At 36.2% G+C, this 20,577-nt stretch carries 16 protein-coding genes, 4 tRNA genes and 3 pseudogenes; 19 read left to right on the top strand and 4 right to left on the bottom strand.

Annotated elements, in window-relative coordinates; all coding sequences use genetic code 11:
• The first annotated feature begins 11 nt into the window (after window positions 1-11).
• Both F985_RS10135 and F985_RS10140 read left to right on the top strand, forming a co-directional pair.
• Window positions 12-977, top strand: coding sequence for a 2-hydroxyacid dehydrogenase (locus F985_RS10135; protein ID WP_004700587.1), 966 nt, complete (start codon window positions 12-14; stop codon window positions 975-977).
• A 145-nt stretch (window positions 978-1,122) separates the two neighbouring features.
• Window positions 1,123-2,550 (top strand): M48 family metalloprotease, encoded by a 1,428-nt coding sequence (locus tag F985_RS10140; RefSeq protein ID WP_077163076.1) that lies wholly within the window; start codon window positions 1,123-1,125, stop codon window positions 2,548-2,550.
• Between the two features lie 101 nt (window positions 2,551-2,651).
• On the opposite strand, the gene F985_RS10145 is transcribed toward F985_RS10140, so the two are convergent.
• Window positions 2,652-3,098 (bottom strand): GatB/YqeY domain-containing protein, encoded by a 447-nt coding sequence (locus tag F985_RS10145; RefSeq protein ID WP_004700591.1) that lies wholly within the window; start codon window positions 3,096-3,098, stop codon window positions 2,652-2,654.
• Between the two features lie 26 nt (window positions 3,099-3,124).
• The gene (gene rpsU, locus F985_RS10150) at window positions 3,125-3,340 is read right to left on the bottom strand and encodes a 30S ribosomal protein S21 (RefSeq protein ID WP_001136722.1); all 216 of its coding nucleotides are present in this window, start codon (window positions 3,338-3,340) and stop codon (window positions 3,125-3,127) included.
• A 145-nt stretch (window positions 3,341-3,485) separates the two neighbouring features.
• Between rpsU and tsaD the strand changes: the two genes are divergently transcribed.
• Window positions 3,486-4,496, top strand: coding sequence for a tRNA (adenosine(37)-N6)-threonylcarbamoyltransferase complex transferase subunit TsaD (tsaD, locus tag F985_RS10155; RefSeq protein WP_004700593.1), 1,011 nt, complete (start codon window positions 3,486-3,488; stop codon window positions 4,494-4,496).
• A gap of 2 nt (window positions 4,497-4,498) precedes the next feature.
• On the opposite strand, the gene F985_RS10160 is transcribed toward tsaD, so the two are convergent.
• Both F985_RS10160 and F985_RS10165 read right to left on the bottom strand, forming a co-directional pair.
• Window positions 4,499-5,602: a DUF6670 family protein gene (locus tag F985_RS10160; protein ID WP_004700595.1), complete on the bottom strand. Its 1,104-nt coding sequence runs from the start codon at window positions 5,600-5,602 to the stop codon at window positions 4,499-4,501.
• Window positions 5,603-5,707: 105 nt separating this feature from the next.
• Window positions 5,708-6,589 carry an ATP-binding protein gene (locus tag F985_RS10165; RefSeq protein WP_004700597.1) on the bottom strand — a complete coding sequence of 294 codons (882 nt, stop codon included), beginning with the start codon at window positions 6,587-6,589 and terminating at the stop codon, window positions 5,708-5,710.
• A gap of 178 nt (window positions 6,590-6,767) precedes the next feature.
• On the opposite strand from F985_RS10165, the gene F985_RS10170 reads away from it, so the two are divergent.
• The 16 genes and pseudogenes from F985_RS10170 (at window position 6,768) to F985_RS10240 (ending at window position 20,338) form a co-directional block, all read left to right on the top strand.
• Window positions 6,768-8,276, top strand: a complete 1,509-nt coding sequence (locus F985_RS10170) for a DUF3336 domain-containing protein (RefSeq protein WP_004700599.1) — start codon at window positions 6,768-6,770, stop codon at window positions 8,274-8,276.
• Window positions 8,263-9,069 (top strand): protein kinase domain-containing protein, encoded by an 807-nt coding sequence (locus F985_RS10175; RefSeq protein WP_004700601.1) that lies wholly within the window; start codon window positions 8,263-8,265, stop codon window positions 9,067-9,069. Before F985_RS10170 ends, F985_RS10175 begins: the two co-directional genes overlap by 14 nt.
• A 102-nt stretch (window positions 9,070-9,171) precedes the next feature.
• Window positions 9,172-9,256, top strand: a tRNA-Leu gene (locus tag F985_RS10180).
• 53 nt (window positions 9,257-9,309) lie between these two features.
• Window positions 9,310-9,383 (top strand) — tRNA-Trp (locus tag F985_RS10185).
• Window positions 9,384-9,410: 27 nt separating this feature from the next.
• Window positions 9,411-9,495, top strand: a tRNA-Leu gene (locus F985_RS10190).
• Window positions 9,496-9,562: 67 nt separating this feature from the next.
• Window positions 9,563-9,636: transfer RNA gene (locus F985_RS10195), tRNA-Trp, on the top strand.
• Window positions 9,637-9,849: 213 nt separating this feature from the next.
• Window positions 9,850-11,607 (top strand): ShlB/FhaC/HecB family hemolysin secretion/activation protein, encoded by a 1,758-nt coding sequence (locus F985_RS10200; RefSeq protein WP_004700609.1) that lies wholly within the window; start codon window positions 9,850-9,852, stop codon window positions 11,605-11,607.
• Window positions 11,608-11,670: 63 nt separating this feature from the next.
• Window positions 11,671-13,992, top strand: a pseudogene (locus F985_RS26315) (two-partner secretion domain-containing protein); the annotation flags it as partial.
• A gap of 750 nt (window positions 13,993-14,742) precedes the next feature.
• Window positions 14,743-15,663, top strand: a pseudogene (locus F985_RS26320) (VENN motif pre-toxin domain-containing protein); the annotation flags it as partial.
• Entirely contained in the window at window positions 15,647-16,261 is a 615-nt protein-coding gene (locus tag F985_RS10210; protein ID WP_004700613.1) for a hypothetical protein, read from the top strand. The pseudogene F985_RS26320 and the gene F985_RS10210, both read left to right, overlap by 17 nt.
• Before the next feature lie 257 nt (window positions 16,262-16,518).
• On the top strand, window positions 16,519-16,845 hold the full coding sequence (locus tag F985_RS10215; protein WP_004700615.1) for a hypothetical protein: 327 nt from the start codon (window positions 16,519-16,521) through the stop codon (window positions 16,843-16,845).
• 278 nt (window positions 16,846-17,123) lie between these two features.
• A complete protein-coding gene (locus tag F985_RS25895) occupies window positions 17,124-17,459 on the top strand; it encodes a hypothetical protein (protein ID WP_004700617.1) in 336 nt (111 codons plus the stop codon).
• Between the two features lie 37 nt (window positions 17,460-17,496).
• Window positions 17,497-17,738: pseudogene (locus F985_RS26325) on the top strand (VENN motif pre-toxin domain-containing protein); the annotation flags it as partial.
• Window positions 17,739-17,798: 60 nt separating this feature from the next.
• Window positions 17,799-18,398 (top strand): hypothetical protein, encoded by a 600-nt coding sequence (locus F985_RS10225; protein ID WP_004700622.1) that lies wholly within the window; start codon window positions 17,799-17,801, stop codon window positions 18,396-18,398.
• 1,076 nt (window positions 18,399-19,474) lie between these two features.
• Window positions 19,475-19,879 (top strand): hypothetical protein, encoded by a 405-nt coding sequence (locus tag F985_RS10235; RefSeq protein ID WP_004700626.1) that lies wholly within the window; start codon window positions 19,475-19,477, stop codon window positions 19,877-19,879.
• A gap of 75 nt (window positions 19,880-19,954) precedes the next feature.
• Window positions 19,955-20,338 carry a hypothetical protein gene (locus F985_RS10240; protein WP_004700627.1) on the top strand — a complete coding sequence of 128 codons (384 nt, stop codon included), beginning with the start codon at window positions 19,955-19,957 and terminating at the stop codon, window positions 20,336-20,338.
• Window positions 20,339-20,577: the final 239 nt, after the last annotated feature.

Raw genomic sequence — 20,577 nt, forward strand, 5'->3', positions numbered from 1 at the left:
TAGGGATATACATGAAAAAGGTTGTGGTTTTTAGCCAAATTGATGAAGAAATTTTGTCACGGTTACAGCGGGATTATCATGTTGTCGTATTAAACCCTAAACTGGGTGATATTAATGAACAGATAAGAAGAGAAGTCGTAGATGCTGATGGAATGATTGGCGCGGGGCGCTTGCTCAATGAAAGTAATCTTGCTCCAGCACAAAAACTAAAAATTATTTCATCTGTGACAGTTGGTTATGATAATTATGATGTTGCTTATTTGAACCAAAAGAAAATTTGGTTATCAAATACACCGCATGTTTTGACTGAAACTACGGCAGATCTTGCTTTTACACTATTATTAAGTGCAGCTAGAAAAGTACCATTTCTAGACCATTGGACTAAACAAGGTGAATGGAAAAGAACAGTTGGGCCACAGCAGTTTGGACTAGATGTTTTTGGGAAGACGCTAGGAATTATTGGGCTTGGTAATATTGGTGCTGCAATTGCACGTCGTGGTTTTTATGGTTTTAACATGAATATTGTTTACCATAATCGACGAGAAAAGCCTGAATTGGCCGAGCCATTGAATGCTCAATATTTAAGTTTGGATGAGTTGTTACAACAGTCTGATTTTGTAGTCACAGCAGTTGATTTAAATACAGAATCTAAAGCTTTAATGGGTAAAGCTCAATTTGAACTTATGCAAAAGCACGCTATTTTTGTCAATATTGCGCGTGGTTCAGTGGTCGATGAGCAGGCGCTTATTGAAGCTTTGCAGAATGAACTTATTTTTGCTGCTGGTCTTGATGTATATGAAAAAGAGCCTTTGCAAGATTCGGCACTTTTCAAATTACCAAATGTTGTTACCTTGCCTCATGTAGGTTCTGCTACAGCTGAAACTCGCAAAAAAATGGCAAATTTAGCTTATAAAAACTTAGTGGAAGCACTGGAAGATAAAACTCCAAGATATTTGGTGAACCCTAATTTTGCATAAAAATTGAATAACACTTCATTGCAAATATAGTCTATTTTCAATGTTATAGTGAAAGCCTATTGATATGATGCAAGATAATTCAAGCATTGTATGAATGGGCTTTTTTGTTGGTCTAATTTTTAATAGAGAAGAACTTTTGAAATTTTTGCCAGTTATTTTAAGTTTGGCTTTTATAACAAATGCCTCTTATGCCGATCCTTTTGATTCCAAACCAGCTTCTGGGCAAGTTGAAATTCCGAATATTGGTAGTGGAATAGGATTGCTTGACCAACAGAAAGAAAAATTTATTGGTGAAAAAGTTTTTCGTGAAGTTCATAAGCAAATGCCAGTCATACAGGATGTATGGCTGGAAGATCAGTTTTTTCAAGTCTTCTCTAATATTTTGGGTCAAACCCAGCTTGGGCAACCTATTGGTCTAGTTGTAATTAAAGACCCTCAAATTAACGCATTTGCTGTCCCAGGTGGGCTATTTGCATTAAATACTGGCCTTATTTCATCTGCTCGCAATATTGATGAGATTGCTGGTGTGATGGCACACGAAATTGCTCACGTTTCTCAAAGGCACTTTAGTCGTTCAGAAGAAGCCTTTAAAGGGCAAGCACTCTTAAGTTTGGCTGGTTTGCTGGCAGGCGTAGCTTTGGCTGCTCAGGCGGGTGGAGATGCAGGGGCGGCAGTCATGTTAGGTACGCAAGCTGCACTTTTGGATAAGCAGCTTACCTATAGCCGTAATCAAGAGCGTGAAGCCGATCGCATCGGAATGCAATACATGTATGCCGCGGGTTATAACCCGCAAAGTATGGCGGATTATTTTGAAACAATGCATAGGGCAACTAGCCATGTAAGTTTTCTGCCGGATTTTTGGCTTACCCATCCTTTAACGACTGAGCGTATGAGTGAGGCTCGTCTAAGAGCTAATCAAATGCCTCGTGTTAAAAGTCGAATATATGATGTCGATTTTGAAATTTTAAAATGGTACACCATGGTGGTTGCTGGAGAAGCTACAGAAAATCAGCTTCAAAGTTTAGCCTCGCAAAAAAATCTGGCAGGGTTATTGGCGTTGTCTGCATTTTATTTAAAACAAGGTGATTATACGCAAGCTCAAACAACCTTAGATCAAGTAAAATCTAGTGGTAAGCCGCTTGTTTCTTTAATTCAAACAGATATTTATTTGGGGCAAAATAAACTTGATCAGGCCTATAATTCTATTGCGCCATTGCAAATGACCATGCCTGAAAATAAAGCATTTAGCTATAAGTTGGCTGAGGTTTTGTTACGTCAGGGGAAATATGCGCAAGTACAGACACTTGTTCAGCGTTTTATTAATAAAAATGCCCGAGATATTCAAGGCTGGCAACTATTACAGCAAGCCGCTAATTTAGATAAAGAGTCGCCTTTAAGGGCGGTGAATGTTTTGCGCTATCGAGCAGAAGCACAATTTTGGTCTGGTAGTGAAGAAAATGCAATTAAATCGATGTTACATGCACAGCGACTTGCAAAAGACAATCATGCAATGTCTGCTAAAATAGATAGCCGCTTAAAGCAAATGCAAGATGAACGACGAATGAAAATTTAGGACGTGTAGAGTAATCTTGTGATTTTCGCAGACACGAATTTACTTAAACTGACAAGTAACTGAAAGCTTGGTCTAAGAATGTATAAGGAAAGAGGAGGGAATTAAGCTAACTTAGCTTTAATTTTTGCTGAAACTTGAGCAGGATCGGCACGCCCGGCTATGATCGGACGTAGAGAATTCATCACCTTACCCATATCTTTCATGCTAGTTGCTTCTTGAGCAGCAATCGTTTGCTCAATGATAGAATCAAGCTCTTCCTCAGTCATAGCTTCTGGTAGAAACTGGGAAATAATCTCAGCTTCGGCTTGTTCTTTACTAGCTAAATCATCACGACCAGCACCTTCAAAGGCTTTGATCGATTCTTTACGTTGTTTAATTTGCTTTTCAATGACCGCAAGAACCTGAGCGTCGCCAAGCTCTATGCGCTCATCAACTTCGATTTGCTTAATTGCTGCTTGTAGACTACGCAAAACCGTCACTGTTGCCATATCTTTGGCACGCATAGAAGTTTTTAATGCATCAGTAATTTGGTCTTTTAAAGTAGTCATAATTTCAGCAGTCAATCACAAATTAATTAGTAAAGGCGAGTAGTACGTACAGATTCGCGAGCCAATTTCTTTTGGTAGCGTTTAACTGCAGCAGCTTTTTTGCGCTTACGTTCTTGAGTTGGTTTTTCGTAGAATTCGCGCTTACGAACGTCAGCTAAAACACCAGCTTTTTCGCATGAACGTTTGAAACGACGGATAGCTACGTCAACTGGTTCGCCTTCTTTCAACTTAACTTGTGGCATGTAAAATCCTCTAGATTATGGATAAGATCAGGCACACCATTGCGCCGGATCACAAGTGAAGGTCAGTATTTTACTCATTTACAACTCATATCACAAGTCTATAATAGCGATTGCAATATTTTGACTCATATAAAAGGCAGTTTTGATGATTGTTTTAGGCTTAGAAACTTCTTGTGATGAAACAGGGTTGGCACTTTATGATAGCGAACTCGGCTTGCGGGGACAGGTTCTTTATAGCCAGATAAAACTTCATGCTGAATATGGTGGGGTGGTTCCAGAGTTGGCTTCTCGTGACCATGTTCGTAAGCTTATTCCTTTAATGAATCAATTGCTTGAACAAAGTGGTGTAACGAAACAAGAGATTGATGCAGTTGCTTATACGCGTGGCCCAGGTTTAATGGGAGCATTAATGACAGGTGCATTATTTGGAAGAACTTTAGCTTTTTCTTTGAATAAGCCTGCGATTGGTGTTCACCATATGGAAGGTCATATGTTGGCTCCATTACTTTCAAGTCAGCCACCCGAATTTCCATTTGTAGCATTGCTTGTTTCAGGTGGTCATACACAATTGATGGCTGCCCATGCAATTGGTCAATATGAACTCTTAGGTGAGTCTATTGATGATGCTGCTGGTGAAGCTTTCGATAAAGTTGCGAAAATGATGAGCTTGCCATATCCGGGTGGGCCAAATATCGCAAAACTGGCGCTATCTGGTGATCCGCTAGCATTTGAATTTCCACGACCAATGCTTCATCAAGGCCTAGATTTTTCTTTTAGTGGCTTAAAAACAGCCGTTTCTGTTCAATTGAAAAAATTGAATGGTGAAAACAGAGATGCTGATATAGCTGCTTCATTCCAAGAAGCAATTGTAGATACCTTGGTGAAAAAATCGGTAAAAGCTTTAAAGCAAACTGGGCTTAAGCGTTTAGTGATTGCTGGTGGGGTAAGTGCAAATTTACGATTACGCGAACAGTTAGAAACTTCCTTAGCGAAAATTAAAGCGCAGGTTTACAATGCAGAACCTGCTTTATGTACAGATAATGGTGCAATGATTGCATTTGCAGGATATCAGCGCTTAAAAGCAGGCCAACATGATGGCTTGGCTGTTACGACTACACCACGTTGGCCAATGACTGAATTATCTATTCCTGAGTAAAATTATTTATCTGCAAAGGCTTGTTGGTTTTCAATATCTATATATTCGATATAACCACGGCCTTGCACTTCATTGCTAAAATAATGACCAGTAAATATATAACCACTTGCATAACCTTGCCCATGACCATAGCGGAATGGGCAGTCAATTTCTGCCTGAATATTTAAAATAATTTGCTTTGCATCATTTCTAGCAATCCAAGAAAAGTATTTGGGAAGTCGCATTTTCTTGCCCGTTGGAGAAATGAAGTCATCAATTTGATATGAAATAATATCAAAGCTGACATCTGTAAAAATTTCAGCTGGCCGATCAAGATGTCTAATATGCAATGTATAAGTTACTGTTTGACCCGCAATATCAGCTTTGGTTAGAAGAAGTTGAGTATTTTCATTCAAATTAATGATTTGATAGGTAAAAAAATCCAGCGGTAATTTATGGTTTTCAGGGACAAGTTGATTTGTTAATGAGTGGGGGCCAACTGCTCGAGCATATTCGTAAGTGCAAAGTCCTTCGCTTTCAATGTATTTATCTTGATAGTTTAAAAAACCTTTAAATTTGGCTAATAAACTCAAATGATCATAAACAGGCGTTTTTACAAACCATGAAACATGTGAGGTCACATCAATATCAAAGTCAAAATCTAGACTTTCATAATGTCCATTAATATGAATTTTAGGAAATTTTCCTTGAATTGAAATTTCCTGACCTAGTTCGATTAAGCTTCCATCTTCATTAATTTTTGTATCTTTAGGAATGATATAGGCTTTCAATAAGGCTTGTTCAAGGGCGGCTGTGCTTGAAAAAAAAGTCGCTGTTTTTCTGGGATTGCCAACAATAATGTCATCATGATCAAAAGCAAGCGCACCAGGTGTGCCTAATAAAATCATAATATTTAAATAGCGATGCGGTTCTGGCAAAAGGGGAAAAAAGATGCCGTAATGAGTCCAGCTATAATATTTTTCGTCAACACGTGGGCGAATGATATGAGATTGAGTAAAAGGAAGCGTTGAATATTTTTTTGCTTGGTCTAAAAAGCCTTGTGCGAATAACAAACTTTTAGCAATAGTTTTGCTTGCGATAGAAAATTTTGGCAATTGTTTTTTCATATATATAAACCTAAAAGGGGGCGATCTTGGTTTTAGGTTATGAAAAACAACTGCCAAAGCTAAGCGGTTTACAGGCCAAAGCTAAGGCTTTGTGGGACATTTTATTTAACTGTTAGACAACTCTTTTAAAGCATTCAAACCAATCCAATGCTTAGAAAACTGATAAGCCGCACGACCAGAGCGCTGACCACGCATTTGACACCAACGTAAACTCTCAGCACGAACTTCATCATTAAAAGGCATGTTTGCTTTATCAAGATAATGTTCTACGATTTCTAAATATAAATTTTGATCCATTGGATAGAAAGATAACCATAAGCCAAAACGGTCTGATAGAGAAATCTTTTCCTCAATCGCTTCTTGTGGATGTAGTTCGGTATATTGAGGTACATCAACCTTAGTTACAGGCGTATTTTCATGCATGAACTCGGGTAATAAGTGACGGCGGTTACTGGTCGCATAAATAATAAAATTTGTTGAACCAGATTGTAATGAACCATCTAATACACTTTTTAGACTACGATAATTTTCATCTTCAGCATTAAAAGCTAAGTCATCACAGTAGACGATATACTTTTCAGAGCGGTTTTGAATGATTTTTTGGATTTTAGGTAAGTCTGCTAAATCATCACGCTCAATTTCAATTAAACGTAGTCCTTGAGGCGCATATTCAGTGAGTAAAGCACGTACTATAGAGGATTTGCCTGTACCACGTGAACCCGTTAACAGTACATCATTTGCAGGTAGGCCATTTAAAAACTGCAAAGTATTTTGAATGATTTTTTCTTTTTGACGTTCGATGCCTTTTAAGTCATCAAGATAAATATTCTTAGGCGTATAAATGGCTTTAAGTTGCTGGTTTTCCCATCTAAAAGCAGGTGCAGTGAAATCAGTTTCTTGTTTCGGTTCAGGTAAAACCTGCTGTAACTGATTTAATACAAGTGATAAGGTTTGAACTAAATTGTCGGGTAAATCAATGGTAGCCATGGTTAATCAATCATGTTAAACAGTAATTTACTAGGATACTAACACCGAAATTTGCAAGCTGACAAAAAAGATACTGCCAATCTAGTTTATCTGTTTTGCAATTGATTGAAATGTTCAGACCGCGCATAGTGTTGTCATGTCTATTCAGTAAAATCATCTGTGAAGATGAGGACGAAATATGTTTGAAAAAATACGAAGTGATATGAATCCGCATCAGGCTTACCGTATCAAAAAATTACAACGTCAATTAGACATGGCTGAATCTTATGAAGAGTGGAAGTCTTTTGCATTAAAACTGGATGAAGAAACAGGTGCACAAGAGTGGAAGTTCGATAATAGTTCACCTTATTTTGATGCTGAGCTCATTTCTTATCGTTACACTTTACTGAAAAGATATCGTCAGCAACATCGTACTTTAGATTTGATTTATCTTTTAAAAGAAGGGCTAACTTACGATATTGCAAATATTGGTCATCCTATGTTATTTGCTGCAACGCATGTAGGTACAAAAAAGTTAATTGAAGATTATATCGAAGAAGTCAGCCAAAGCTTAGCTTATATTGCTTCTAGTGAATGTATTACCTTTCAAAGAAAAGAAAAAATCGAGTTTTTTGAAAATTGTGAAAAAGCATATGGGCAACCCGCGCTTATGTTTTCGGGTGGTGCAACTTTAGGTCTTTTTCATACAGGTGTATGTAAGGCTTTAATTGAACAAGACTTAATGCCCAAAGTCCTCTCTGGTTCAAGTGCTGGCGCCATTATGACAGGCATGCTTGGAACTTCTGCGAGTGAAGACGTTCAAAACTTATTAAATGGCGAGCAATTTTTTAGTGATGCATTTCATTTTAGAAAGCTTCGTGAACTTATAAAAGGGAATGGGGGCATTGCGGATGTCCACTATTTGAAAAAATTCCTTATCGAAAACTTAGGTGATTTGACTTTTGAAGAGGCATTTAAAAAATCGGGTTTAAATATTAATGTGGCCGTTGCACCATACGATGCAACAGAAAACCCGCGAATTATGAATGCAATTATGACACCCAACGTTTTGGTTTGGAGTGCTGTATTGGCTTCTTGTGCTGTGCCAGTTTTATTTCCCCCTGTGCGTTTAACCAGTAAGCGTTATGATGGTGAACATACGCCTTATATGGCAAATACAAAATGGGTAGATGGCAGTGTGCGCAGTGACTTTCCACAAGAAAGAATGGCAAGGCTTTACAATTTAAACTACACCATTGCCAGTCAAGTGAATCCGCATGTTGTGCCATTTATGCAAGATGATGCACACCGTTTCCGTAAAGATCTTTTAAGTTGGCCAGAACGAATTTTAAGACGCCAAGGTAAAGTCCTGTCTATGGGAGTAATGGACTTTACTCGTCAAAGACTTGGTGCTATTTCTCCAGTAAGAAGATTGCTTGATCATGGATATGGGGTAATAGGGCAGCGCTATTATGGCGATGTCAATATTATTGCTAAATATGGCCTAAAACATTATGCCTATACATTGCAAAACCCTCGTCCGCATTTGTTTAAGCGTTTACAACGAGAAGGTGAGCGGGCGACTTGGCCAAAAATTTCCTCTATTGAAACTCATGCACGTATTGGTAAAACTATTCAGCATTGTTTAGAAGTTCTACGTTTTGAAGAAAAGAGACAACAACCAGAGTCTTATTATGCTGAAGCATGATTTTGCTTCTCATATAGAAAATCTAAAAAGTGTGACAAAACCTAAAAGTGCAGATTTAGGACGGCATCTATGGACATGTACTATAGATGCCCATCACTACTGGCTAAAATATCAAGTGCCGCATGTATATGCTCAAAATGAGCAAGATTTTTTGCATGAATTGCAATTTTATGAAGATATTCAGCATAAAAACGTAAATTGGCTTTTACCATTTAAAATAGTTGATGCCGACACTGTTTCCCAACTACAACAACATGAAGGGAAAATATTAATTTTGCCGGATACAGAAGACTGGTTTGATCGTTCCATCCCAAAGCAAAACTTAAAAGATATTTATGAGACAGTTATTAGCGCACTTAAGGCTTTAACAGCGCTTCATGGGTTGGGATGGATTCATGGAGATATAAAAAGGGAACACTTTCGAAAGTTTGAACAGCAGCTCTATTTAATTGATTTTGAAAAAACACGGCTTATATCGAGTCCTGATTCAATCGTTGATGCTACCCCAAGATATATGGCTCCTGAACTGTTCCATGGAGCAAGTAAGAGTATACAAAGCGATTTATATGCTTTTGGAATTGTTTTGTATGAATGGTTAAGCCAAATGCGTTTACAAGCAAATAGTTATCATGATTGGGCTGTATTGCATTGTCAAAATTTAGACATTCAGTTGCCTGATTCAGTTCAAGTTTTTTATCCTTTACTGGCGGGATTATTGCAAAAACAACAGAAAAATCGGTTTTCAAATGCATTTGAAGCGATAAATTGTTTAAAAGTACATTCAAACTTATAAAAATCATTGATCTAGTATCTGTATACAATTTACACGGTCAGTTTTTTTTAGAAAAAAAACACTTGTCACTGTTAGATCTTATCGCTAATATACACAGCCATCGGGGGCGTGGCGAAATTGGTAGACGCACTGGATTTAGGTTCCAGCGCCGCAAGGTGTAAGAGTTCGAGTCTCTTCGCCCCCACCACTTTAAGTTTTAACTTAAAGTTGATTTGAATGTTAAGTCATTTAAATCTTGGAAGAGGATTGGTGTAATGGTAGCATGACGGTCTCCAAAACCGTTCGTCAAGGTTCGAATCCTTGATCCTCTGCCACATTTATTTTAAATAAATGTCCCAGATGGGGGCGTGGCGAAATTGGTAGACGCACTGGATTTAGGTTCCAGCGCCGCAAGGTGTAAGAGTTCGAGTCTCTTCGCCCCCACCATTGAAAGAAGCAAGACGATGATCTTGCTTTTTTTATGATTAAATCTAAAGGGTTTAATTGTATATATAGAGGATTGGTGTAATGGTAGCATGACGGTCTCCAAAACCGTTCGTCAAGGTTCGAATCCTTGATCCTCTGCCAAGATTCAAAAAAAGCTCCTGTTACGGGAGTTTTTTTATGTCTAACTGATTTTTATAAATAAATTGTGATTTAAAACTAATATCTTATAAAAGTAAGATTTAAGAAAATAAGATTTATTTTACATACAGACAAATCTGTATAAAAAATGCTTCCACTTTGTTAAGGTTTTGTTAAAATAAAATTAAGTTGATATTAATCACGGTTTAATTTTATATGTTGAACTATAACAAATTTAATAAAAGTGTCTTATTCATCTGCTTATCACTAACAGGGGGCCTAAGTTTTGCTGCGGACTCGGATGATCCTATTCGTCAGAGAATTCAGGCTGATCAAACTATTCGACAACAGCAACGTGATAGTGCTTTAGAAAAACAAATACAACCAGATGTAAACGTCAATCTAGGGCAAGAACAAAATAAGATTTCAGTTCAGCAATTACAATATTTACGCTCTAACAGTGAAACCCCGTGTTTTGAAATTAAGAAAATACTTTTAGAAGGTGAAGAAGCTCATCAATTCATATCAGATTTTCATGTGATTACGACTGGCAGGAATAATATTATTGGACGCTGTTTGGGGGTAAATGGACTAAACCAAGCCCTTGATCTTGTACAAAATAAAATTATTGCAGATGGTTATGTCACAACACGAGTTTTGCTTCCTCAACAAAATATCGCATCTGGCAAGGTTCGCGTTCGTGTTATTCCGGGACGAGTGGATCAGATTAAGTTTGCTGAGGGTACTTCTAAACGTGCACATTTGTGGAATGCTTTACCGATGAAGTCGGGAGAGCTGTTAAATATTCGTGATATGGAGCAAGGTCTAGAAAACCTCAAACGAGTGCCGACAGTTGAGGCTGACTTTAAAATCCAGCCAGCAGAACAAAAAAAAGAACCAGGCTATAGTGATGTGGTTTTGGCTTGGCAACAAGCTAAACCTTATCGCTTACACCTCGGAATTGATGATTCAGGGAGTGAGGCGACCGGAAAATATCAAGGTACAGCAACTTTATCGCTTGATCATCTGCTGACCTTAAATGATCTATTTTATATCAGCTATAACCATGATTTAGGTGGTGGAAACTCTGGTAAACATGGTACTGATGGCTTTTATGCAAGTTATACTATTCCATTTGATTATTGGTTATTTTCAACCAGTTATAGTCGCTCTAATTACCTGCAAACAGTGGCTGGAAGTAGTGAAACTTATCAATATAGCGGTAAAAGCGAACTCATTAATGCAGATTTATCTCGAGTGATTTATCGAGATGCACACCGTAAAACAGCCTTAGGTTTTGGTGGGTGGTACCGTGAATCACAAAACTATATTAATGATGTAGAAATTGAAGTACAACGCCGTAAAACCGCGGGTTGGAAAGCAACCCTTGATCATACTGAATATTTTTCTAACTCTACTTTAAGCGGCAATGTGACTTATAAGCGTGGTACAGGCTGGTTGAATGCAATGAGAGCACCAGAAGAAGACTTTGGGGAAGCTTATACGCATGTCGGGATTCTACAAGCCAATGCCAGTTTACAAGTGCCTTTTAAAGTGGGTCAGCAAAATCTGCAATATCTAGCTGAATGGCGTACTCAACACAGCAATCAACCTTTAACTCCTCAAGACAGATTTTCAATTGGAAACCGTTATACCGTAAGAGGTTTTGATGGTGAGCAAACTTTATTGGCCGATAACGGTTTCTTAGTTCGCAATGAACTAAGTGGCTCAATTATGAATAGGCCACACTCTTGGTATGCAGGTATCGATTACGGAGAGGTTGGTGGAAAAACTGCACATTATCCGAATCCTTTACCAGGCACGAGTTTATTAGGTGCAGTTATCGGGTTGCGTGGACAAATTGCTCCCTTGCGTTTGAATTATGACGCTTTTGTGGGTGCGCCTTTGAAAAAGCCAGATCACTTCGAAACAGATGATTACACGACTGGATTTAGCGTGAATTGGACCTATTAATTCAAGTTTAAAGGTCCAGAACTTAATCAACTTTATTAAAAAAAGATTTAGTGAGATTTTAGAATGAATAAGAACCGTTATCGTATTATTTTTAGCCATGCTCGCGGTATGTTTATTGCTGTTGCTGAAATTGTAAAAAGTAAAACCAAGCAAGCAGGGCAAAGTCAGGGACAAATCGGAACAGATTCGACCATAGATTCGGTTCTACCTATTCATTATAAAAAACTAAATCCACTTAATTTTGCTGTAATTGGCTGTTTGGGAGCGTTGGTGATTAGCTTGCCAATGAGCAGTGTTGCTGAAACTCAGATTATTGCCGATAAAGGTGCACCTACATCGCAGCAACCGACCATTTTAAATAGCGCAAATGGAACAACTCAGGTCAATATTCAGACACCAAGCGCTGGGGGTGTTTCACGTAATACCTATACTCAATTTGATGTTGGGCAAGAAGGCGCTATTTTAAATAACTCACGTAATAACACCCAAACCCAATTAGGAGGCTGGGTACAAGGTAACCCATGGCTCGCAAAAGGCGAAGCCAAAGTTATTTTGAATGAAGTGAATAGTAATAATCCAAGTCAACTCAAAGGCTATATTGAGGTTGCCGGAAAACAAGCACAAGTTGTTATTGCGAATCCATCTGGTTTGATCTGTGATGGCTGTGGTGTGATTAACGCAGACCGTTTTACTTTAACTACAGGTCAAGCGGTGATGAACCAAGGTTATCTTGAATCATTCCGCGTCCGCGAGGGGCAGGTCACGATTGAAGGTAAAGGCTTAAACGGAAGTTTAACTCCCTATACAGATATTTATGCGCGTGCTTTAAAAGTGAATGCAGGCTTATATGCAAATGAGCTTAATACGGTACTTGGACAAAATGATATTCAAGTCAAAGACCAAGTAGCTCCTCAAATCACGGCAACGACAGCAGCTACTACCACACCTCCGCCAAGCTTTGCTTTAGATGTAGGCCAACTCGGTGGGATGTATGCTGGAAAAATCTTTTTGGTGGGAACAGAGCAAGGGCTAGGTGTACGTAACGCAGGTACGATAAATAGTAACCAAAGTACGCTTACACTGGATGCAAATGGTGATTTGGTCAATAATGGTAACTTGATTGCGAACAAAGATCAGGTACAGCTGAAAGCTCAAAATATTCAAAATACCGGTAATGTCAGTAGTGCAACTTCACAAATTTTAGTTGAGAGTCAAAGTCTAGATAACTCTGGTTTAATCAGTAGTGCAGACGAGTTACATCTTAATCACCAGAATAGTTTAAGTAATAGTGGCACATTGAATGCCGCTCGCGTTGTTATTGATGCGGGAAGCTTAAAAAATAGTGGCTCTATCGAACAAACAGGTTTGCAAGGGCTGGATTTAAAGTCGGGTTCAATGACCAACCTTGGCGGTAAAATCGGAATTGCCAAAAGTACCACAGGTGGTGGTACGGGTGGGTCGACAGGTGGCAGTGTTCCGACAGTTCCAATTGATCCATCCAAAGATGGCGGAAGTTTAGAAGTTGCCACTCCAACAGATACCACTCCAAAAACTTATGATCAAGGATATATTCATGTTAAGGAACAACTAAATAATGACCAAGGGGCGATCATTGCCAATGGTGGTGTAGATTTAGATAGCCAAAATGGGTTAGATAACCAAGGCGGTCAACTTAATTTGGGTGCTATTCATATTAAAGGGAATAGCTTTAATAACAACCAAGGTGAGCTCACAGTTAAAAGTGCTGATATTCAAACCTCAAGTTTTAGTAACCAACAAGGATTGCTGCAATCGCTCACTTCTTTAGATGTAAATAGCCAGTCGATTGATAATCAGGGCGGTAAAATTAATGCCTTAAATAATATTAGTATGATCTCGAGCGGAAACATTCTAAATCAAGCGGGGCAGATCGCGAGTTCGTCTGAACTTTATTTACAGGGGTTGGGCCTAAATAATAGTGGGGGTGATCTGGAGGCTGAACAATTATTAAAACTTAATCTTTCAGGTCATTTGAATAACCAGAAAGGAAAAATAGTCACTAATAATAACTTGGATAGTTCGCTTTTTGGTTTAGATAACGACCAAGGTGAAATTTCTGCAAAAAATATTACGATTCAAAACAAAGATCAGGCTTTAAATAATGGTTCAGGAACGATTTATGCTGACCAAAGTTTAAAAATTCAAACTGGATCTTTAAATAATGCAGTCAACGGTACGTTATCTAGCCATGAAAATCTGCAAATTGACAGCCAGCAACTTGCCAATCACGGTTATATTCGTGCTGATCAACAATTAAAAATTAATAATACAGGTGTTATGACGCAGCAAGGAGGTATCCTTTCTGCCTACGGTAGTATTGATTTAGCAAGTCAGCGTCTTGTTAGTGATGAAAAAAGTGTTATTGCGGTCGGTATCAATGCTCAAGGTGAGCAAGATCAAAATACTCAAGCAGATTTAAATATTAAAACAGAACAGTCACTTGAGCATCACGGGAAACTACTGGCAAGCCGTAATATTGATTTAGATGGGGCAAATGTAGATTTATCACAAGGAACTGCAGCAGCTCAAAATATAAATATTACAGCTCGTGATGGAGATATAAATAATCAGTCTGGTATGTTGCAGGCTGACACTATCCAATTAAATGCTGTACAAAACCAGCAAAGTTTGATTAACCAGAGTGGTCAAATTCTTGCGAAAAAATTGAATCTGAATATTGGGAAAGATATTAATAACCAACAAGGTTTGATTCAGCACACTGCGACAGATGATCTGAATTTAACTGTTCAGGGAGTCATTAATAACCAGCAAGGCCGTATTCTCACCAATGCAAATCAACTAAATATTCAAGCACAGGGACTCAATAGTGACTCTGGTGTGATCTTGCATTCGGGCCAAGCTGGCTTAAATATGGATATACAAAATATTCATGCGCAAAAGGCTGAATTGAGAACTAATGGTGTACTGAGTGGTCAAGAAGCAGCACATATTTTAGCTCATACCGTTCTTGGTGCAGCAGTTGCGGCGGCTGGTGGAAATGATGCGTTGACTGCGGGACTTTCAGCAGGAGGAGCAGAGGCAGCGGCACCAGTATTATCGAGTTTCTTGTATGGAAAAGATGCCAAAGACCTCACAGCAGATCAGAAATCTACGATTAGTTCTATTGTAGGTTTAGCGGGTAGTGCAGTTGGATCAACGACTGGTGATATTGGTTCTACAGTTCAGAGTGGGCAAGTTGCGCAGAATGCGGTGGAGAATAATGACTTTTCTATAATTAATAAAGGAATTGAAAAAGCCATCGCTGAAAACAAAAAGAAAAAGGATCTTAATGATAAAATAATGGCAAATTGTAAAGATAAAAGTTGTATTATTCCAATACCTGAAAAGAGCCTGAGTGATAAGACCTTAAATGTCATTAATGATATGACTCTTCGTCAACTCGCTGCAGCGGCTGGGGCAAAATATGATCCTTTGACAGGTGAGGAAATTACACCAAATGAAAGACAGTTAGCTAAAGCCTCTATATTGGGATTAGGGTTTACTAAATCTGTTTCTGGGGTTACTCGATTAACTGATGAGGTATTGGTTGCGATTGAAAAGCAATATGGTAAAGATATTGTTAAGAAAATTGAAACTCAAACATATTATAGGGTTGAAGGCGGAGGAGTCGGAACGAAAAGTAGTCTGAATAGAATCACTGTAAATTCTGACCAAACGATTTCAATTAACTCTGGATGCTCTGGTCAATTATGTGTTAGTACAAATGGACCATCACATGCTTTATACTATCTTTCAGAAAAACGTCCAGATGGGAAAGTTGTTGTATTTGAGATAGATAAAGCTCTACATCAAAAAATCCTTTCAGAAGCTATTCCGCAAAAACCTATACCAGGCATTAGCCGTAATCCTAATGCACCAAAGATTGTGGATGAATCTAAAGGTCAGCCAAGTATTAATTTAGAGTTACCTAAAGTATGGGATAGATTATTAGAAGAAAGTTCTTCTAAAGCAAGAGTGTTAACGCAGAAGGAGTTTGAAAATGAATATAGAAAATAATAATCAATATGAATTTTTATTAAATTCTATATTTGAAGGTAGTTGTGAAATAGCTATTATTGTTTCACAAGGAAAGCATTATTTCATTGTTGATGATAAAGAAAACTTTGTTATAGATATAAAACCATTTTATGATTCATATTTAGAAAAAGGTATACTTGATGAAAATAGCTATACCTTTGCTTTAAAGGAATTTAGAGGGGGAGCATCAATTTTAAATAATGAAACTTTACCACTATATTTGTCAAACTTGCCTGAAATGAATATTAAAACGCTTGATTGGATGAAGAGTTTTTTTAAGTATAAAATTAATATGGATGATTTGGAAAAATTATATATTTATGTGGAAGACTATCTTATGTCTGGGGAGGGAGATATAAAAAATGAATTATGGGCTATAATGGAATCTAGATTGCCGAAATTTTACTTAAATCTTGATAGGAATTTATTTTTCCATACAGATTGGCAACGTGAGTTTGAAAATCAATTGCCAGACAATTGGAAAGGTAAGGCATCCAGTCAATTTTGGTCATTAATTCCAGATAGATATCAATATTGGATTGTTAATGGAATGAATTTTTGGAAATTATATGGTTAGTATTACCATATTTAGAGATAAAAGAGTCATGTTATAAATACGATTGTAGCTTCAAGACCAAAATAAATGACTTCCAAAACAGTATAGATCCGGTTTCATTAATATAGAGGTACGAATAAAAAAGTTGCCTGAACTATCGTAAGTGGGGTAATGAAGTTAAGATTTACAGGTGTAGAGCTCCCCACTCAATTTTTAAATAGTTTTTTATAAAATTAATAAAACAAAATGAGAACTATTAATACAGAAGAGGTCTTTTTATGAACTCATGGCAAAATGAACATAATGAGAGACAATATAATTTAATGTTAGAGATAATATCCGACTTTAAAAAAGAGAAGATTGGTATTAAGCAACTTATTTTAAGTTTGAAATCCTTGTTCAATGCTTTGGAATCTATTCCTGAAACTTGGAGAAATTCTTTTAATGAGGAATGGTTTACGATTGAAACAATTTATGCATTAGCTTTAGAAAGGCAAGAAGAAAGTTTAGATAAAAAGTTCATTCTCACTAGTGAGGAAATAAATATAATTAATAATACATTAGTTAATTTACAAAACTTAATATCTGAGAGAAAGGCTAAATAAAATAGAAAATTAGGTAAAATCTAAACTAATATAGATAGGATTTTTAAAAAAATCTTCCACCTCTGAGTGGAAGCATAATTCTCATTTTACTGAAAAGCTATAAACTCTTATAGTACTTGTTTAACCAATCATACTCCATTTTCAGCTTGGAAAAATTTGAATCCATTCTTATGCATGAATCACTAAAATATATGGTTTGCTATATCAATATAATCAGTATACAAATAAAGCGTATGATATGAAGATAACAACCCCTAAACCAGCTTGGAGTAAGTAAAATGAGATTTGTTGAGAAAGACTCTGGATTGAAAGGGATGGTAGGTTCTATATATTTTACTGATGGAAAATATCACTACTTGTTAATGATAGAAAATTATATGGGGCTGAGGGTTTTTTTTGAAAATGAAATAGATATAACTAGTAATGATTCATGTGAGTTATTTGAGTTTAAGGCTGCCTTATATAACGATATTCGTCAAATGCATCCTGTTCTGTATAATATATTAAAAGAGGACTGGGATTTATATATAGATATAGTTGAAGGTGTTCCAGAGCCTTGGCAAATTTTTCTAGAAAAACTAAAAGAATTTGATGGGAAAAATAATCCAAATTGAAAGCAAGAGCTTAGTTAATTAATCAAGGTTATCTTATAGTGTGACCAAAAGTGGTATTAAACCCAAAACATTACAATCCAAGATGAACGAAGTCAGAAAGCATTAACAGGTAAAACTGCCTGACAAATTAAATCTGAGATATTGACGTTTGTAACCACAGATACCACACGTGAGAATATTGTAGCACTGCAAAACAATTTTGATAAAGATAGAGTTCAAAGTGAAATTAATTTACAGATGGACGTAACGAAGAATTTTGATGCCAACCGTCAGGAAGCATAAGATAATTATTGAAACATGTAGTAATTGTCAAGTTACATGGCCGAAAGGAACAAAATAATGCATATTTCTAGAAGTGATTGGGAACCAGGTTTTGGTGAAATATTTACATGGTTTGCTATGGATAAAAATGGAAAAATAGCAGTAATGGTGAATAATTGTTGGGGACGGCTACCGGAAGCATTGTTGGTTATACCTAACTTTGAAGATTTATTAGATGATCTTAATGAATATAAATGGCAAGAATCAGAAAAGTATGCGAGTTATCCTGCAGAAAAAAATGGAGAAACTATCCTAGATTTGTATTCATCTTTAGTCCATGGGGAAAATTACCCTAGACAAGATGTTGAGTTTTGGGTGAAAAGTAAGCAAAATTCTGAAGATTTAAATGAAATTAATATGCCTTCAAAAAAAGGTTTTTTTATTTATCATAGTCTTGAGGGCGATAATGCTGGCAAAGACTACCCTGTGGGTTATAATCGAGAAACGAAGATAGGAGATTATTTTAGATATTTAATGCCAACAGTGTATGCATCAATTAATGATTTCCCAATAGAATTACATCATGGAATAGCTGTCTCTGATACAGTTGATTTTACTGTGGATAGATTATTTGATAACGAGAAAATAAGTGAATACTTCCCAAAAATGTATAGATAACACCTGAGCTTTGTTGGGTAAAGATTTATAATTTGAACTACATTTAGCTAGAATGCAATGAAAAGGATGATATAAATATATTGGCTTGGTAAGTCAAGATACCTCTTGGATAAATCAAAAAAATGATCAGTCTAGAATTTATAAAACAAAGGCTTTTACTATCGAGTTGATTTTATTTTGTACAATTATGCAAGAGGTCTAATATTTATTTATACCACGACCAGTATAAAAACCGCCAAGGAAAATAGCGGAGCCTTAACTTAATCCTAGACAAAATAATTTATAGGTTCGCATTATTTGTACTTTAATGGCCAAGTAAAGGAAGAATTAGTGTGTATTTAAATAAGAATACGTACACGCGTAACAGTGCTCAATAAATTTACTCAATTAGACCGAATTCATGCCTATTTTTTTACTTAAATGTGAGCAGTTTATAAAAACCTAGCTTTAAAGGATTTGCATGAAAAAAGCTATTTAAAGTGAATGAGTATAAATCATAATAATTGGTATTTAGATTGTTATTTAATTATTCATGTTTTTATAAGCAAAAGAAATAATTAAATTAATCTGGAGAAATTTTTATAATGTATATTAGGTTGACTTTTAATGTGTCTGGAGACTTTTTGGATGCTATTCAAGCTTTAAAAATATATCTAGTGATAAGATTTATTTTGCTTTTGATGAAGAATACCCCAATTATATTCAGTTTAACTCTAACAAAGATTTTTCTAATGAATATTATGATGAAGAATATGAGTCTATATTTTATGAGTTCATTTCTAAAAATATTGAAAATTTTATAAAAAATGGAGCTGATGGTTTTAGTTTATTTATGGAGGTATATATTTCAGAAGATGAGCAATGTAATTTTGAGGTTTTAAATGCTGAATTCTTATCTTTAATCGGGAAATATAAAATTTCTATACCATTGAGTGTTTATAAAGTCACGGACTAAATGAGAGCGACGGAGGAAGCCGAGTTTTCCTGTATTGATACATAAGCATTTGACTTGTACAATTTAAAAGTTTGAGATAGTAGGTAAGATCTATAAAAATTTGTGTTTTATGGGAGGTTAAATGGTTGATGAATTAAAGAATATTATCAAAAATTTAAAAAAATATACTAATGAGGAAAGATGCTTTTGGTTGTTGAATAACTATCCTTTAAATAGTGAGGATTATTATTTGGCATTCCAGTTAATCCCTCATTTTTCATGGGGAAAAAAGGAAAGAAAAATATTAATGAATTATTATTTACATAAGTTACCATTTTCATCAGAAAGGCCATATTTAGTATTTTTGAAGATTTCACCGTTGTCAGAGTTTATGAAAATTTTGGAAGAAATTGTAACTGATAAAAATAATGAAGATTTAACTCTATTGAGTTATCATCTGAATAGAATATTTCAATATGAAATAAAGAAAGATGTATATAATAAACATAAGGTTGATATAGAAAGGCTTTTAAATAAGTTGAAGTAGAAATTCTACTATCGCTAATTAATTTTCATCCCTCCCAGAAAGCACCAATTTCAAATCAATAGATATGGATAAAACATGAATTCAATAAATCGCAGTAGTAAGTTCTTTCTTGCAGTTTTTCTTATGATGAGTCTTTCAAATACATATGCAGCAAAGACACAGGTTGAAGAGGTTGATGCAATGGAAGCTGCTGGAGCAGAAGTGGCAGAAGCGGGTGGAGCTGATGTTAGTGGAGTAGAGGTTGAATGTGGTGCTGATGGAGCTTGTTATGGTGTAACTTCTGTAGCTCCCGTTTCTGATGATGAAAGGTACGGTGGTATTGAACAGGAATATGTTGTAAAAGGCTGTAAAGTAACAGTCTACAATGATGGGCCAGTGAAAATGGTGGATGTAAAGACGGATCAACCATGTGATGCTCCACTTCCTAAAGGTCATAAATTCTCTAAAAAGAACCATTAATTATTTTGTGTAGCATCTTTAAACAGGTGCTATTGAAAAGGATTTACTAAGCCTCAAGCCAACTGAGAGTAAGAGGCTTATTTTTCTCATCTATTCTGATTAGGAACTATAAGAATTAGCCCAATCTTTCTTATTGCTGAACTCAATTATTTTTTAAAAAACCTATAGAAATAAAAACATCTGATTTTACCCGTAGATTTTGTAGTTCATCTTAAAACCCACTGATTTATCAAATACTT

It is taken from the genome of Acinetobacter seifertii (assembly GCF_000368065.1).
Taxonomy (GTDB): domain Bacteria; phylum Pseudomonadota; class Gammaproteobacteria; order Pseudomonadales; family Moraxellaceae; genus Acinetobacter; species Acinetobacter seifertii.